At 62.9% G+C, this 13,530-nt stretch carries 15 protein-coding genes; 7 read left to right on the top strand and 8 right to left on the bottom strand.

Annotation, left to right across the window (positions count from 1 at the left end; genetic code table 11):
- The first annotated feature begins 96 nt into the window (after positions 1 to 96).
- The 5 genes from ASD58_RS11695 to ASD58_RS11715 are packed head-to-tail and all read left to right on the top strand — an operon-like array spanning position 97 to position 5,172.
- Positions 97 to 1,149: an aminoglycoside phosphotransferase family protein gene (locus ASD58_RS11695; protein WP_057261347.1), complete on the top strand. Its 1,053-nt coding sequence runs from the start codon at positions 97 to 99 to the stop codon at positions 1,147 to 1,149.
- A 10-nt stretch (positions 1,150 to 1,159) separates the two neighbouring features.
- On the top strand, positions 1,160 to 1,855 hold the full coding sequence (gene murU / locus ASD58_RS11700; protein WP_057261348.1) for an N-acetylmuramate alpha-1-phosphate uridylyltransferase MurU: 696 nt from the start codon (positions 1,160 to 1,162) through the stop codon (positions 1,853 to 1,855).
- Entirely contained in the window at positions 1,852 to 3,168 is a 1,317-nt protein-coding gene (gene pepP, locus ASD58_RS11705; protein WP_057261349.1) for a Xaa-Pro aminopeptidase, read from the top strand. Before murU ends, pepP begins: the two co-directional genes overlap by 4 nt.
- Positions 3,165 to 4,301 carry a UbiH/UbiF/VisC/COQ6 family ubiquinone biosynthesis hydroxylase gene (locus ASD58_RS11710; protein WP_057261350.1) on the top strand — a complete coding sequence of 379 codons (1,137 nt, stop codon included), beginning with the start codon at positions 3,165 to 3,167 and terminating at the stop codon, positions 4,299 to 4,301. The genes pepP and ASD58_RS11710 overlap by 4 nt, the downstream gene beginning before the upstream one ends.
- A gap of 10 nt (positions 4,302 to 4,311) precedes the next feature.
- Positions 4,312 to 5,172 (top strand): TIGR02285 family protein, encoded by an 861-nt coding sequence (locus tag ASD58_RS11715; RefSeq protein WP_057261351.1) that lies wholly within the window; start codon positions 4,312 to 4,314, stop codon positions 5,170 to 5,172.
- A 129-nt stretch (positions 5,173 to 5,301) separates the two neighbouring features.
- Here ASD58_RS11715 and ASD58_RS11720 read toward each other — a convergent pair whose 3' ends face one another.
- From ASD58_RS11720 to ASD58_RS11730, 3 genes are read right to left on the bottom strand one after another with little or no spacing between them, the layout of a single operon-like run.
- Complete coding sequence (locus ASD58_RS11720) at positions 5,302 to 6,834, bottom strand: NAD(P)(+) transhydrogenase (Re/Si-specific) subunit beta (RefSeq protein ID WP_057261352.1); 1,533 nt, start codon at positions 6,832 to 6,834, stop codon at positions 5,302 to 5,304.
- Positions 6,831 to 7,175, bottom strand: coding sequence for a proton-translocating transhydrogenase family protein (locus ASD58_RS11725; RefSeq protein ID WP_057261353.1), 345 nt, complete (start codon positions 7,173 to 7,175; stop codon positions 6,831 to 6,833). Before ASD58_RS11725 ends, ASD58_RS11720 begins: the two co-directional genes overlap by 4 nt.
- A 9-nt stretch (positions 7,176 to 7,184) precedes the next feature.
- The gene (locus ASD58_RS11730; RefSeq protein WP_057261354.1) at positions 7,185 to 8,297 is read right to left on the bottom strand and encodes a Re/Si-specific NAD(P)(+) transhydrogenase subunit alpha; all 1,113 of its coding nucleotides are present in this window, start codon (positions 8,295 to 8,297) and stop codon (positions 7,185 to 7,187) included.
- A gap of 165 nt (positions 8,298 to 8,462) precedes the next feature.
- On the opposite strand from ASD58_RS11730, the gene ASD58_RS11735 reads away from it, so the two are divergent.
- Together ASD58_RS11735 and mnmA are read left to right on the top strand one after the other, a co-directional pair.
- Positions 8,463 to 8,945, top strand: coding sequence for an NUDIX hydrolase (locus tag ASD58_RS11735; RefSeq protein WP_057261355.1), 483 nt, complete (start codon positions 8,463 to 8,465; stop codon positions 8,943 to 8,945).
- Positions 8,946 to 8,976: 31 nt separating this feature from the next.
- A complete protein-coding gene (gene mnmA, locus ASD58_RS11740; RefSeq protein ID WP_057261356.1) occupies positions 8,977 to 10,086 on the top strand; it encodes a tRNA 2-thiouridine(34) synthase MnmA in 1,110 nt (369 codons plus the stop codon).
- Here mnmA and ASD58_RS11745 read toward each other — a convergent pair.
- The 5 genes from ASD58_RS11745 to ASD58_RS11765 form a co-directional block, all read right to left on the bottom strand.
- Positions 10,072 to 10,503: an ANTAR domain-containing response regulator gene (locus ASD58_RS11745; RefSeq protein ID WP_057261357.1), complete on the bottom strand. Its 432-nt coding sequence runs from the start codon at positions 10,501 to 10,503 to the stop codon at positions 10,072 to 10,074. The genes mnmA and ASD58_RS11745 overlap by 15 nt on opposite strands.
- 8 nt (positions 10,504 to 10,511) lie before the next feature.
- Entirely contained in the window at positions 10,512 to 11,291 is a 780-nt protein-coding gene (locus ASD58_RS11750) for a 5'-3' exonuclease H3TH domain-containing protein (protein ID WP_057261358.1), read from the bottom strand.
- A gap of 53 nt (positions 11,292 to 11,344) precedes the next feature.
- A complete protein-coding gene (locus ASD58_RS11755) occupies positions 11,345 to 11,896 on the bottom strand; it encodes an NADAR family protein (protein WP_057261359.1) in 552 nt (183 codons plus the stop codon).
- The gene (locus ASD58_RS11760; protein ID WP_057261360.1) at positions 11,893 to 12,741 is read right to left on the bottom strand and encodes a TIGR02452 family protein; all 849 of its coding nucleotides are present in this window, start codon (positions 12,739 to 12,741) and stop codon (positions 11,893 to 11,895) included. Before ASD58_RS11760 ends, ASD58_RS11755 begins: the two co-directional genes overlap by 4 nt.
- Before the next feature lie 103 nt (positions 12,742 to 12,844).
- The gene (locus ASD58_RS11765; protein WP_057261361.1) at positions 12,845 to 13,516 is read right to left on the bottom strand and encodes a glutathione S-transferase family protein; all 672 of its coding nucleotides are present in this window, start codon (positions 13,514 to 13,516) and stop codon (positions 12,845 to 12,847) included.
- Positions 13,517 to 13,530 lie beyond the last annotated feature (14 nt).

The raw sequence follows: 13,530 nt of genomic DNA on the forward strand, positions 1-13,530 counted from the left end.
GTGGGGCGCGAGAAACACCATAAAGGCGATTTTTTAATGTGAATCCCTTATTATATGGGAATCTTTACCACTCACCGGATTTCGCAGGCTGCTTTAATGTCTTTATTATCTAATTCACCATCCCCAGCCGCCGATCCACGCCTTGCCGAGCTCACCGAATGGCTGCAAGCTACCGGCCTGGTGGACGTCGCTTCGGCGCGCCCGGCTTCCGAGGACGCCAGCTTCCGCCGCTATTTCCGCGTTGACGTGCTGCCGCAGCACCGTGCCGCCCACGGCGCCACCCTGGTCGCCATGGATGCCCCGCCGCAGCGCGAAAACGTGCCCGCTTATGTGAAAGTCCAGGGCCTGCTGCAGGCGGCCGGCGTATCGGTGCCGAAAATCGCCGCCGAAAGCATCGCGCAAGGCTTCCTGCTGCTGTCCGACCTTGGCAGCACCACGTATTTGCAAGCTTTGAACCACGATTCGGCCGCCACCTTGTATGCCGAAGCGCTGTCGTCGCTGGTCAAGATCCAGCAAGCCAGCCAGCCCGGCGTGCTGCCGGAATTCGACCGCGCCTTCATGCTGCGCGAACTGAACATCTTCCCCGAGTGGTACATCGGCAAGCACCTGGCCACCACCCTGAGCGAAAAACAGCAGCAGGAGCTGGACAAGGTGTTCGAGGCGATCCTGGCCAACTGCCTGGCCCAGCCCCAGGTCTTCATGCACCGCGACTACCACTCGCGCAACCTGATGTGGATGGACGAAGGCAATCCCGGCATCCTCGACTTCCAGGACGCGGTATGGGGCCCGATCACCTATGACGCCGCCTCGCTGCTGCGCGACGCCTATGTGTCGTGGGACGAAGAGCTGGTGCTGGACTGGCTGATCCGCTACTGGCAGCACGCGCGCAGTGCCGGCCTGCCGGTGAAGAAGGACTTCGACGATTTCTACCAGGACTTCGAATACATGGCCTTGCAGCGCCACCTGAAAATCCTCGGCATCTTCTGCCGCCTGAACTATCGCGACGGCAAGCCGCATTACCTGGGCGACCTGCCGACCGTGATGGAATATGTGCGCAAGACCGCCAACCGCTACCGCGAGCTGAAGCCGCTGATCAAGCTGCTCGACACGCTGGAAGGCACCGCGCCGCAAGTCGGCTACACCTTCTGAGGGGCGTCGCATGAAAGCCATGATCCTCGCCGCCGGCCGCGGCGAACGCATGCGGCCGCTGACCGACACCTGCCCCAAGCCGCTGCTGAAAGTGCGCGGCCGTCCGCTGATCGTGTGGCATATCCTGAACCTGGTGCGCGCCGGGATCACGGACATCGTGATCAACCACGCCCACCTCGGCCACATGCTCGAGGAGGCACTGGGCGACGGCGCGCAGTTCGGCGCGAAGATCCGGTATTCGCCGGAAGCGGAAGCGCTGGAGACGGCGGGCGGCATCGCCAACGCGCTGCACCTGCTGGGCGATGAACCCTTCCTGGTGCTGTCGGGCGACATCTTCTGCCCGCACTTCGACTTCTCGGAAGCGCTGGACGTGCTGAAAGACAAGGACCACCGCGGCGACCCGTACCCGGCCCACGTGCGCGACATCGCCTGGATCTGGCTGACCCCCAACCCCTGGCACAACCCGGAAGGCGACTTTGCGCTGAACCTGTACACCGTTTCCGGCCAGGGCACACCGAAGTGGAACTTTGCCAACATCGGCGTGTACCGCCCCGAAATGTTCGCCGGCATCACACCGGGCCAGAAGGCGGGCCTGGGCAAGCTGCTGTTCGAATACGCCGACCAGGGCCGCATCGGCGGCGAGATCTACCAGGACGAATGGGTCAACGTCGGCACCGTGCGCCAACTGGAAGAACTGAACGCATGAAACCATACTCCGACCGCCGCGCGCGCCTGCTGGCCCAGATGGAAGCGGGCAGCGTGGCGGTCATCGGCACCGCGCCCGAAGCCACGCGCAATGCCGACACCGAATACCCCTACCGCCACGACAGCTCCTTCTACTATCTGAGCGGCTTTAGCGAGCCGGAAGCGGTGCTGGTGCTGGTGGCCCCGCATGGCGGTGCCGCCGCGCAGTCGATCCTGTTCTGCCGCGAAAAGCACCTGCAGTCGGAAATCTGGGATGGCTACCGCTACGGTCCCGATGCCGCCCGCGAAGCATTCGGCTTCGACTCGGCCTTCCCGATCGGCGCGCTGGACGAACACATGGTGCGCCTGCTGTCCAATGCCAGCGCGCTGTACGCTCCCCTGGCCCGCGGCGGCGAAGGACAGCAGCGGCGCTGGCTCGACGGCGTGCGCAGGCTCGCCCGCAGCGGCACTACCGCGCCTGCGGCCATGCGCGACCTGCCGCCGCTGGTGGACGAAATGCGCCTGTTCAAGGACCAGCACGAAAGCGCCATCATGCTGCGCGCCGGCGAGATTTCCTCGGGAGCCCACGCGCGTGCCATGCGCTTCGCCGCTGCCCACGGCGCCGGCGTCTTCGAATACGAGCTGGAAGCCGAACTGCTGCACGAATTCCGCCGCCACGGTGCGCAGTTCCCGGCCTACACGCCCATCGTGGCGTCCGGTCCCAACGCCTGCGTGCTGCACTACAACGCCAACAACCGCCGCACCCAAGACGGCGACCTGGTGCTGATCGACGCCGGCTGCGAGCTCGATGGCTACGCCTCCGACATCACGCGCACCTTCCCGGTCAACGGCCGCTTCAGCCCCGCCCAGCGCGAGCTGTACGAACTGGTGCTGGCCGCGCAGCAAGCCGCCTTCGACGCCATCCAACCGGGCCGCAAATACCACGACGCCCACGACGCCGCCGTGCAGGTGCTGGCGCAAGGCATGCTGGACTTCGGCCTGCTGCAAGGTACGCTGGACGACGTGCTGGCGGAAAAGAAGTACACGCAGTTCTATATGCACGGCACCGGCCACTGGATCGGCATGGACGTGCATGACGTCGGCCTGTACCGCGACGTGGCACGCGAGGACAAGCCATCGCGCCTGCTGCAAGCCGGCATGGCAATGACGGTGGAACCGGGCATCTATGTGCGGCCGGCCGAAGGCGTGCCGGAAAAGTACTGGAACATCGGCATCCGCATCGAAGACGACGTGATCGTCCGCGATAAAGGCTATGAGCTGCTGACGGGCGGCGCGCCCAAGACGGTGGCCGAGATTGAAGCATTGATGAAATGATTGATTACGATATCGCCATTTGCGGCGCCGGCCCGGCCGGCATGGCGCTGGCGGCGCTGCTGGTCAAACGCGGCATGGATGCCTCGCGCATCGTGCTGGTGGACGCCAAGCCGCTCGAACAGGCCATGCAGGACCCGCGCACCCTGGCCCTGTCCTACGGCAGCCGCCAGATCCTCGAGCAGGTCGGCGCCTGGCCGATCCAGGCCACTGCCATCCACGAAATCCACGTCTCGCGCCGCGGCCAATTCGGGCGCAGCATGATCACGCGCGACGAGCACAAGCTGCCGGCGCTGGGCTATGTCACGCGCTACGGCGCCATCGTCGAAGCGCTGGGCAGTGTGTGCCAGCGCCACGGGATCGCCGCCCTGCGCCCGGTGCGCGTCAGCGGCAGCGACGAAGCCGCCGACAGCGTCACGCTGCATCTCGAAAGCGAAGGCCAGGCTGCGCGCGTGCTGCGCGCAGCGGTGGTAGTGCAAGCCGAGGGCGGCCTGTTCGGCGAACAAGCCGACAAGGCCCAAACGCGCGACTACCGGCAGACCGCCATCATCGCCCAGGTACACACCAGCGCCCCGGTCGCACACCGCGCCTACGAACGCTTCACCAATGAAGGCCCGCTGGCCCTGCTGCCGCAGGACGATGGCTATTCGCTGGTGTGGTGCGCCCGTCCGGCCAATGCGCAAGCCCTTCTGGCACTGGACGATGCCGCCTTCCTCGCCAAGCTGGGCGAAACCTTCGGCGAGCGCCTCGGCAGGTTCACGCAAGCCACGCGCCGCCTGGCCTTCCCTCTTGGCCTGAACGCCGGCGTGACAGGCAGCGCGCGCAGCGTCGCCATCGGCAATGCCGCGCAAACCTTGCACCCGGTTGCCGGCCAGGGCCTGAACCTGGGCCTGCGCGACGCCACCGAGCTGGCGCGCGCACTGGCACGCGGCGCCACCCCGCAAGCACTGGAACAATATGCGGCCCAGCGCCGCCAGGACCGCAAGCTGACCGTGCGCCTGACCGACACCATGGCCCGCATCTTCGCCAACGAGTCGGCCTTGCAACCTTTGCTCGGCCTGGGCCTGGCCGCCATCGATGTCGCCACCCCGGCACGCGCCGTGCTGGCCGAATTGATGATGTACGGCCGCCGCTAAAGGAAAGCCAATGTACCGCCTGGCCTGCGCCCTGCTCACCGCCCTTCTGGTACCGGCAGCGCAGGCACGCGACACGATGACCTGGCTGATGCCCGACATTCCGCCCGCCTCGATGCCGGTGCACGGCAAGCCCACCACCGGCATCGCCGACCAGATCGTGCTATACATCAGCGCCCACTGGCCCGAGGCCGAACACCGCTTCATCTACGCCAATCCAAAACGCACCTGGCTGATGATCGAGCGCGGCGAACAAGCCTGCGTGGTGGCTGCCTTGCGCAATGCCGAAAGGGACAAGCTGGCCTATTTCGTCAACACCAACCTGGTGCCGCCGCTGCAACTGGTGGCGCAGGAAAGCACCTTGCCAAGGCTGCCGCAGAACGCCCATGGCGAAATCGATCTGGAAAGATTGCTGGCCGATCCCTCCATGCGCGGCATCATCGTGGAGCGCCGCAGCTACGGTTCAGCAGTCGACGCATTGCTGGCAAAGCGGCCCGCCAATTCAAGGCTGGAGACCACTTCGGTCGGCGACTACGGCCGCAATGTGCTGAAGCTGGTTTCGCATGGCCGCGCCGACTACACGCTCGACTACGACTACGCCCTGCAATACGCCAGCAAATCCGAACCCGAGATTGGCGCGCTGAAAACAGTGCCGATCGCGCAAAACAACAAGCCCATGCTGGGTGGCATCGCCTGCCCGCGCAACGCCTGGGGCATGGCGACGGTGAAGCGCATCGACCAGATCGTCGGCACGCCGCAAGGCGCCGCCGCCATGATCAAAGCGCAGAACACCTGGCACACCCAAGCCTCGCAGCAACGCTACGCGGCCCAGATCAGCGACTTCCAGCGCCAGCGCGCCAAACCCACCCACTAGGATACAGAAGAGCCCGTGTCACACCCTGGGGTCACACCCCAACTGTGACACGGGCTCATCATCTGCTACGGTTGGGCCCGTGTCACTCTCGGGGTGTGACCCCAAGGTGTGACACGGGCTGGGCCGTGGTTATTCGACGGCTTTTACCATGTCTTCCAGGACCTTCTTGGCGTCGCCGAAGACCATCATGGTCTTGTCCATGTAGAACAGCTCGTTGTCCAGGCCTGCATAGCCGGACGCCATCGAGCGTTTGTTGACGATGATGGTTTTCGCTTTGTACGCTTCAAGGATAGGCATGCCGGCGATCGGGGATTTCGGATCCTTCGCCGCCGGGTTCACCACGTCGTTCGCGCCCAGCACCAGCACCACGTCGGCTTGCGCGAATTCGCTGTTGATGTCTTCCATCTCGAACACCTGGTCATACGGCACTTCGGCTTCCGCCAGCAGCACGTTCATATGGCCCGGCATGCGGCCGGCGACCGGGTGGATCGCGTACTTGACCGTCACGCCATGGTGGCCCAGCTTTTCGACCAGTTCTTTCAGCGCATGCTGGGCGCGTGCCACCGCCAGGCCGTAGCCAGGCACGATGATCACGGTCTCGGCGTTCTGCATCAGGAACACGGCGTCGTCGGAGGAACCCGACTTCACATTGCGTTGCGCCTGCGCGCCGCCTGCCGCCGCAGCGGAAGCGTCGCCGCCGAAGCCGCCCAGGATCACGTTGAAGAAGGATCGGTTCATCGCCTTGCACATGATGTAGGACAGGATCGCGCCAGAAGAACCCACCAGCGAACCGGCAATGATCAGCATCGAGTTATTGAGCGAGAAGCCAATGCCCGCCGCCGCCCAGCCGGAGTAGGAGTTCAGCATCGACACCACTACCGGCATGTCGGCGCCGCCGATCGGGATGATGATCAGCACGCCCAGCACGAAGGCAATCGCCGTCATGACCAGGAATGGGGTCCAGGCCGGCTCGCTGCCGCCGCTGAACACGAACACCAGGCCCAGGCCGACCATCACCAGCGCCAGCACCAGGTTCAGCATGTGCTGGCCGCTGAACACCACCGGTGCCCCCTGGAACAGGCGGAACTTGTACTTGCCCGCCAGCTTGCCGAAAGCGATTACCGACCCGCTGAAGGTGATCGCGCCGACGAAGGTACCGATGAACAGCTCGATGCGGTTACCGACCGGCAGTGCCTGGCCGCGCGCGGCGATGCCGAAAGCGTGCGGCTCGGCCACCGCTGCGATGGCGATGCAGACTGCCGCCATCCCGATCAGCGAGTGCATGGCAGCCACCAGCTCCGGCATCTTGGTCATCTCGACGCGCTTGGCCAGGAAGGCGCCGATGCCGCCGCCAACCAGCACCCCCAGCACCACCAGGCCGAGACCCAGGTTGCCGGAACCGGAACGCGCATGCACGTCCATGCCAAAGGCGCGTGCGGCAGCGGCCAGCGCTTCCGTACCTTCCGATGCCGCTGCAATATCGGCCTTGATGCGCAGGATCAGCGCGATGGTGGTCACGGCTGCAATCGCCATGCCGGCCATGCCGAAGGCATTGCCCTTGCGTGCCGATGCCGGCGACGACAAACCTTTCAGCGCCTGGATGAAGCAGACAGACGCGATCAGGTACATCATCGTGACAAGGTTCATGGTGATGAAGCTCATGCCTTGACCTCCTTCTCCGCCGAGGCGGCAGCACCAGCCGCAGGCGCTGCCTTCTTCTCCTTCTTCTTGAACATCTCCAGCATGCGCTGGGTGACCAGGAAGCCACCGAACACATTGACCGCGGCCAGCGCTACTGCGATCGTGCCCATGACTTGTCCAACCAGGCCCTCGGTCAGCGCAGCCGCCAGCATGGCGCCCACGATGATGATGGCCGATACAGCATTAGTTACCGCCATCAGCGGCGTATGCAGCGCCGGCGTGACGTTCCAGACCACGTGGTAGCCGACATACACGGCCAGCACGAAGATGATCAGGTTGATGATGGTGTGACTGACTTCCATTGCCGTCTCCTATTTCCGCAACTGCTCGCCGCCGTGGCAGACCAGCGTTGCTTTGATGATTTCATCCTCGCGGTCGATGACCAGCTTGTCCTCCTTGTCGAAGACCAGCTTGAGGAAGTCGAGCACATTGCGCGCGTACAGGGCGGAGGCATCCGCCGCCACGTGGCAAGCCAGGTTCGGCTCGCCGACGATATGCACACCATGCTTGATGACCGTTTTGCCCAGTTCGGACAGGGGGCAATTGCCGCCCTGCTCCACCGCCAGGTCGACGATGACGGAGCCGGGCTTCATGGCCTTCACGGTTTCTTCGGAGATCAGCACCGGCGCCGGGCGGCCCGGGATCAGTGCCGTGGTAATGACGATGTCGGCCTGCTTGGCGCGTTCATGCACCAGTTCCGCCTGGCGTTTCATCCATTCAGGCGGCATCGGGCGCGCATAGCCGCCGGCGCCTTGCGCGATCTCGCGCTCTTCGTCGGTCAGGTAAGGCACGTCGATGAATTTTGCGCCGAGCGACTCCACCTGTTCTTTCACTGGCGGACGCACGTCGGACGCTTCGATCACGGCGCCCAGGCGCTTGGCCGTTGCAATGGCTTGCAGGCCGGCCACGCCGACGCCCATGATCAGCACACGGGCAGCTTTCACGGTACCCGCTGCGGTCATCAGCATGGGCATGAAACGCTGGTAGGTATTCGCGCCAACCATCACGGCCTTGTAGCCCGCGATATTGGCCTGGGAGGACAGCACGTCCATCGACTGCGCGCGCGTGATACGCGGCACAGCTTCCAATGCAAACGCGGACAGGCCGGAAGCCGCCATGGCCGCAATGTTTTCCCCATCAAAAGGATTCAGCATGCCGACCAGCACCGCGCCCGATTGCATCAGGCCGCGCTCCTCGGCATTCGGGGCGCGTACCTTCAGTACCATTTCCGCGCCCAGTGCCTCTGCAGCGGTGCCAATGGTGGCGCCGGCAGCGGCATATGCTTCGTCCGTCACCGAAGCAGAAATGCCGGCTCCCGCCTGCACGACCACCTGGTGTTTGACTGCTAGTTTCTTGACCGTTTCGGGCGTTGCCGCCACCCTGGTCTCCCCCGGCCTTGACTCGGCCGGTACGCCAATCTTCATATTGCCTCCAAATAGTGGGAAAAACTGACTAAAATCTAACATGAAATGTTCTACGGCCAACATTACCTATGCCGAATTGTTGCAATGCACAAGCATTTCACGTCGTGGTAACAACGAAGAGGCAAGATCAGGCTACAATGTCGGGTCTTCTGAGGATGGACTAACATGCCGCGTACCTGGAAACCGAATGTCACAGTCGCCGCCGTCATCGAGCGCGACGGGAAGTTTCTTCTGATTGAAGAAGAAACCAGTGACGGCATTCGCCTGAACCAGCCGGCCGGCCACCTCGATCCGCTGGAATCGCTGGAACAGGCCGTAGTCCGCGAAACCCTGGAAGAAACCGCCTACGATTTCACCCCGACTGCCCTGGTGGGCATGTATATGTCGCGCTACCGTTCGGCGCGTACCGGACAGCTGGTGACCTTCCTGCGCTTTGCCTTTTGCGGCGAAGTTGGTGCCTACTATCCGGACCGGCCGCTGGATGATGGCATCCTGCGCACGCACTGGATGACGCGCGATGAAATCGCCGCCTGCCGCGAACGCCACCGCAGCCCCCTGCTGCTCACTTGCGTGGACGAATATTTGGCAGGCAAGCGTGCCCCGCTGGAAATCCTGCACACCCACGTGTCGGTATTCGAGGAAGTCTGAGGACTTCCTCTAAGTTTGGACGATTTACAACATGAGCAAGAAAAAAGTGGTCATCGGCATGTCCGGTGGCGTTGATTCCTCCGTTTCCGCCTGGCTGCTGAAAGAGCAAGGCTATGAAGTTGTCGGCCTGTTCATGAAGAACTGGGAAGACGATGACGATTCCGAATACTGCTCCACCCGCCAGGACTGGATCGACGCGGCCAGCGTGGCCGACGTGGTGGGCGTGGATATCGAGGCCGTCAATTTCGCCGCCGAATACAAGGACCGCGTGTTCGCGGAGTTCCTGCGCGAATACCAGGCTGGCCGCACCCCGAATCCTGACGTTTTGTGCAATGCGGAGATCAAGTTCAAGGCTTTCCTCGACCATGCAATGCATCTGGGTGCGGACCTGATCGCCACCGGCCACTATGCGCGCGTGCGCCACAACACCGCGACCGGCCGCCACGAACTGCTGAAAGCCGTCGACCACACCAAGGACCAGAGCTACTTCCTGCACCGCCTGAACCAGGCACAGTTGTCGAAGACCCTGTTCCCGCTGGGCGAAATCCCCAAGACCGAGGTGCGCAAGATCGCGGAAAAACTGCAACTGCCGAATGCGGCCAAGAAGGATTCCACCGGTATCTGTTTCATCGGCGAGCGCCCTTTCCGCGAATTCCTGAACCGCTACCTGTCCTACAAGGCCGGCCCGATCAAGACGCCGGACGGCAAAGTGGTGGGCGAGCACGTGGGCCTGTCCTTCTACACCCTGGGCCAGCGCAAGGGCATCGGCATCGGCGGCGTGAAGACTTACCAGAACGCCGACGGTTCTTCCGACGCCTGGTACGTGGCGCGCAAGGACGTTGAAAACAATACGCTGTGGGTGGTGCAGGGCCACGACCATCCGTGGCTGCTGTCGGAAGCACTGCATGCCGGCCAGGCGAGCTGGGTGGCCGGCGTGGCGCCGGAAGCAGGCCGCATCAGCGCCAAGACCCGCTACCGCCAGGCCGACGTGCCATGCGACGTTGCCGCCAATGGCAACAACGAGTTCGCGCTGAAATTCATGGATGCCCAGTGGGCAGTCACCCCAGGCCAGTCGGCCGTGCTGTATGACGGCGATGTTTGCCTGGGCGGCGGCATCATCGACGGTTCAAACTTCGTCTGATCCCTCGGTCGGGCTGGCGCCCTGCGCGTCGGCCTGCGCCTTCTGCTGCCGCTTCACCGTCGCAATGATGGTGTTGCGGATGGTCTTCAATACCGTACCGCCATTGAACGGCTTCACGATGTAGCCGTTGATGCCCATCGCATGGGCTTTCTGGATCGTGGTCTGGTCGAACTCCGACGACACCATGAAGATCATGGCTTTCGGCCAATCCTTGCGCATGGCCAGCATCGACGGCTCGTCGGCCTCGATGCAGTCACGCGAGACGCAGATGATCTGGGGCTGGTGCTTGATCAGCAGCACATTGCCCGCCACGCAGGTATGCGCCTGGCCGACCACGTCGTAGCCGCCGTCGATCAGCACTGTGTTGAGCAGGCCGCGTGCAATGGCACTGCTGTCGATGAGAACTGCTTTTAACATCAGGTGGTTTAACGGTGGTCCCAGGCCAGCATGTTCCAGCTCACGCCGATCCGGACGTCCGTCTTTAGTTGTACCAATTGACGAGAAAGATACAACATCTCGCGCTCTTTTCGTAGGCTTTCGCCGACTTTGTCCTTCAGGATGCCTGCGCCGGCCATGATTGCGTCCAGAGTGCCGTAAGTTCGCAACAGTTTGGCGGCGGTCTTCACGCCCACGTTGGAGACGCCGGGGATCGAGTCGGTCTCGTCGCCCATCAGTGCCAGCAGGTCCGGCAGCATGCCGGGCGTGACACCCCACTTCTGCTCGACCCAGTCGCGGTCGTGCCATTCCGACTTGAAATGGTCCCAGATGCGGGCGCCTTCGGCGATCAGGCAATGCAGGTCTTTGTCGGTGGTGGCCACCACCGCCTCGCCGCGGTTTTCATTGAGCCAACGCGTCACCACGGTACCGATCACGTCGTCGGCTTCCACTTCCGGGATGGCGATCGGGCACATGCCGATCCTGGTGAGCTGCATATAGAATTCGGGCAGCGCTTCACGCAGCACTTCCGGCATCGGTTGCCGGCCTTCGCGGTAACCCTTGTACAGGGTGTGGCGCCAGGTGGTGCCGCCGTAATCGAATGCGGGCAGGATATGGGTGGGTTCGTGGCCATTGACCAGGCGCTGGAAGGCGTTGAACGCATGGCGCATGGCGATCTCGGCTTTGAGGTCGGAGTCCGGCTCCGGACTGGCCTCATACACACGCCGCACGATATTCAATCCATCAATGGCCAACAATCTTCCCGTCATGCCGCCATTTTACCGCACAGCTACTTGCTCCCGGCCTTTGCCTCGGCGGCCATTTATTCCACTTGCCTGAGGCGCGAGCGTACTTCCATCAGGGCGAAACCGAGAAGGTTCATTCCGGTCCATTCGGATGGGACCTCGGCATACGGGGAATCGGCGGCAAAGCCGGTGCCCCAGACGAAATCGACCGGGCTCGCCTCGACCAGCACCTGATCTCCGGTGGCGAGCAGGAAGTCGCGCAACGGTGCGTTCTGCGAGAACTTTGCGTAATTGGCCTGGACGACGATCTCCCAGCGGTTCTCCGCCCAAACCTCTTCGTCGAAGCCCTGTACCTCGCGGCCGGCAGCTTTGGCCATAGCGGGATTGGGCGATTGCAGGACGCGCTCAAGCGCAACGGCATCGCCGAACAGGCGCGCCTTCCCTGCCATCATGAAGTGCTCGGCCGTCAGGTAGCGGATTTCATCGACGACAAAGGCCGCCTCGAACCATTGGCTGAAGCACGTCTTCGTGATTGCGCCGTTCCTGGAAGGCTGATGTCCCCAGAACAGGACCATCCTGGGCTGTCCATAGTCCCGGACATAATCACACAGCTCGACGACATTTCTCATTTCGATTCTTCTCCAGTGAACTGCGCTTCAAACGCGGCAACTGCCGCGCCCTTCCGATCCAGCACGGCAAAGACCACGTGCTCGAATGCGTTGTGGTACTTGGGACTGTGCAGCAGATGCTCGGCGAACCAGCGCGCCATGTCCGATGGCTGGTTGCCGAACACGCCGCAGCCCCAGGCGCCAAGCACCAGCGCAGTATGGCCATGGTGGGCGGCCAGCGCCAGCAGCATTTCAATGCGGGCCAGCATGGCCGCCTCAAGCTCGCCAAGGCGCTGTGGCTCATTGCGTGCAACTGCACCGCGATTGACCGCCGGCGCGGTGACCATCGACGCCACATACGGTTCGTCCAGCATACCGTAATCGTCATCGCGGAACACCGGCACCTTGGGCGAATAAATCATGTCATCCAGGTAGATGCACGACTTGTGTGCGCGGTTCGCTTCGTACATTTCGGACTTCTGCACGATGCACGGATAAAGCCCGGAGGATTTTGCAAGGTTCTCTTCCTGCGCCTCTGCGCCGCCGAGGAAACCGCCTCCCGGATTCCTGGCCGATGCGAAGTTCAGGCACAGTGGATCGGCATAGCCAAGCCCGATGAGGCGGCGCGCTGCCGCCAGCGTGGCTTCGTTGCGTACCTCGAATTTGGTCGCGAAGGACTGCCGGTCACCGCGGCCATTCACCAGTTGCTGCAGCGCCTCGCCCTTGTAATGTACGGTACCGGCCTTGGCCTGCGCCAGGGCGCTTGCGATATCGACATATTTGCCGCGTGAATTTTGGTAGCCGCCGGCCTCCATGAGGGACAGGGATTCCTGGGCGATTCGCGAGCGGACTTCTCGATTGATCATTGTGATGTTCCTTTCTTGTTATTGGTTTTTGGATCAGGCAGGAACATCATAACCCACTTAGTGTTCTTTCACAACTAAGTTATATTCAAATTCACACTAAGACTTAGCGCAGCAGTTCGTAAGGGCCGCCGCGCTCCAGCGCGCGCTGGTAGGCCGGACGGGCATGGATGCGCTGCAGGAAAGCTTGCAGGCGCGGATGGCTGGCGCCAAGGCCGCCACGGGCCGCGGCGGCTTCGAGCGGGAAGCTCATCTGGATATCGGCAGCACTGAACTCGTTGCCGGCGAACCATTCACGCTGGGCGAGTTCGGACTCCAGGTAGGCCAGGTGGCGATCGATGTTCGGCTGCACGAAACTCGACATCACCTTCTGCGCAATGGCGCGCTTGATCGGCTTGACGAAGAATGGCGCCGGCGACGATTCGACCTTGTCGAACACCAACTTCATCAGCAGCGGCGACATCAGCGATCCTTCCGCGTAATGCATGAAGTAGCGCCAGCGCAGCTTGTCGGGCGTGCCGGCCGGCGGCACCAGACGGTCGTTGCCGTGCTTCTCCACCAGATACTCGAGGATGGCGCCCGACTCGGCGACGATATTGCCTTCATGCTCAATGACCGGCGACTTGCCGAGCGGGTGCACCTTGCTCAGTTCCGGCGGCGCCAGCATGGTTTTCGGGTCGCGCTGGTAGTGCTTGATCTCATACGCCAGCCCCAGCTCTTCCAGCAACCACAGCACGCGCTGCGAACGAGAGTTATTGAGGTGGTGGACGATGATCATGGGTGCGCTCCGCA

The organism is Duganella sp. Root1480D1, assembly GCF_001427305.1.
Lineage (GTDB): Bacteria > Pseudomonadota > Gammaproteobacteria > Burkholderiales > Burkholderiaceae_D > Rugamonas.

Coding starts and splice junctions, on each gene's coding strand:
- ASD58_RS11750 (WP_057261358.1), bottom strand. CDS start 11,291: ATGACGGGAAGATTGTTGGCCATTGATGGATTGAATATCGTGCGGCGT.
- ASD58_RS11720 (WP_057261352.1), bottom strand. CDS start 6,834: ATGAGCTTCATCACCATGAACCTTGTCACGATGATGTACCTGATCGCG.
- ASD58_RS11765 (WP_057261361.1), bottom strand. CDS start 13,516: ATGATCATCGTCCACCACCTCAATAACTCTCGTTCGCAGCGCGTGCTG.
- mnmA (WP_057261356.1), top strand. CDS start 8,977: ATGAGCAAGAAAAAAGTGGTCATCGGCATGTCCGGTGGCGTTGATTCC.
- ASD58_RS11715 (WP_057261351.1), top strand. CDS start 4,312: ATGTACCGCCTGGCCTGCGCCCTGCTCACCGCCCTTCTGGTACCGGCA.
- pepP (WP_057261349.1), top strand. CDS start 1,852: ATGAAACCATACTCCGACCGCCGCGCGCGCCTGCTGGCCCAGATGGAA.
- ASD58_RS11710 (WP_057261350.1), top strand. CDS start 3,165: ATGATTGATTACGATATCGCCATTTGCGGCGCCGGCCCGGCCGGCATG.
- ASD58_RS11725 (WP_057261353.1), bottom strand. CDS start 7,175: ATGGAAGTCAGTCACACCATCATCAACCTGATCATCTTCGTGCTGGCC.
- ASD58_RS11755 (WP_057261359.1), bottom strand. CDS start 11,896: ATGAGAAATGTCGTCGAGCTGTGTGATTATGTCCGGGACTATGGACAG.
- ASD58_RS11745 (WP_057261357.1), bottom strand. CDS start 10,503: ATGTTAAAAGCAGTTCTCATCGACAGCAGTGCCATTGCACGCGGCCTG.
- ASD58_RS11695 (WP_057261347.1), top strand. CDS start 97: ATGTCTTTATTATCTAATTCACCATCCCCAGCCGCCGATCCACGCCTT.
- ASD58_RS11735 (WP_057261355.1), top strand. CDS start 8,463: ATGCCGCGTACCTGGAAACCGAATGTCACAGTCGCCGCCGTCATCGAG.
- murU (WP_057261348.1), top strand. CDS start 1,160: ATGAAAGCCATGATCCTCGCCGCCGGCCGCGGCGAACGCATGCGGCCG.
- ASD58_RS11760 (WP_057261360.1), bottom strand. CDS start 12,741: ATGATCAATCGAGAAGTCCGCTCGCGAATCGCCCAGGAATCCCTGTCC.
- ASD58_RS11730 (WP_057261354.1), bottom strand. CDS start 8,297: ATGAAGATTGGCGTACCGGCCGAGTCAAGGCCGGGGGAGACCAGGGTG.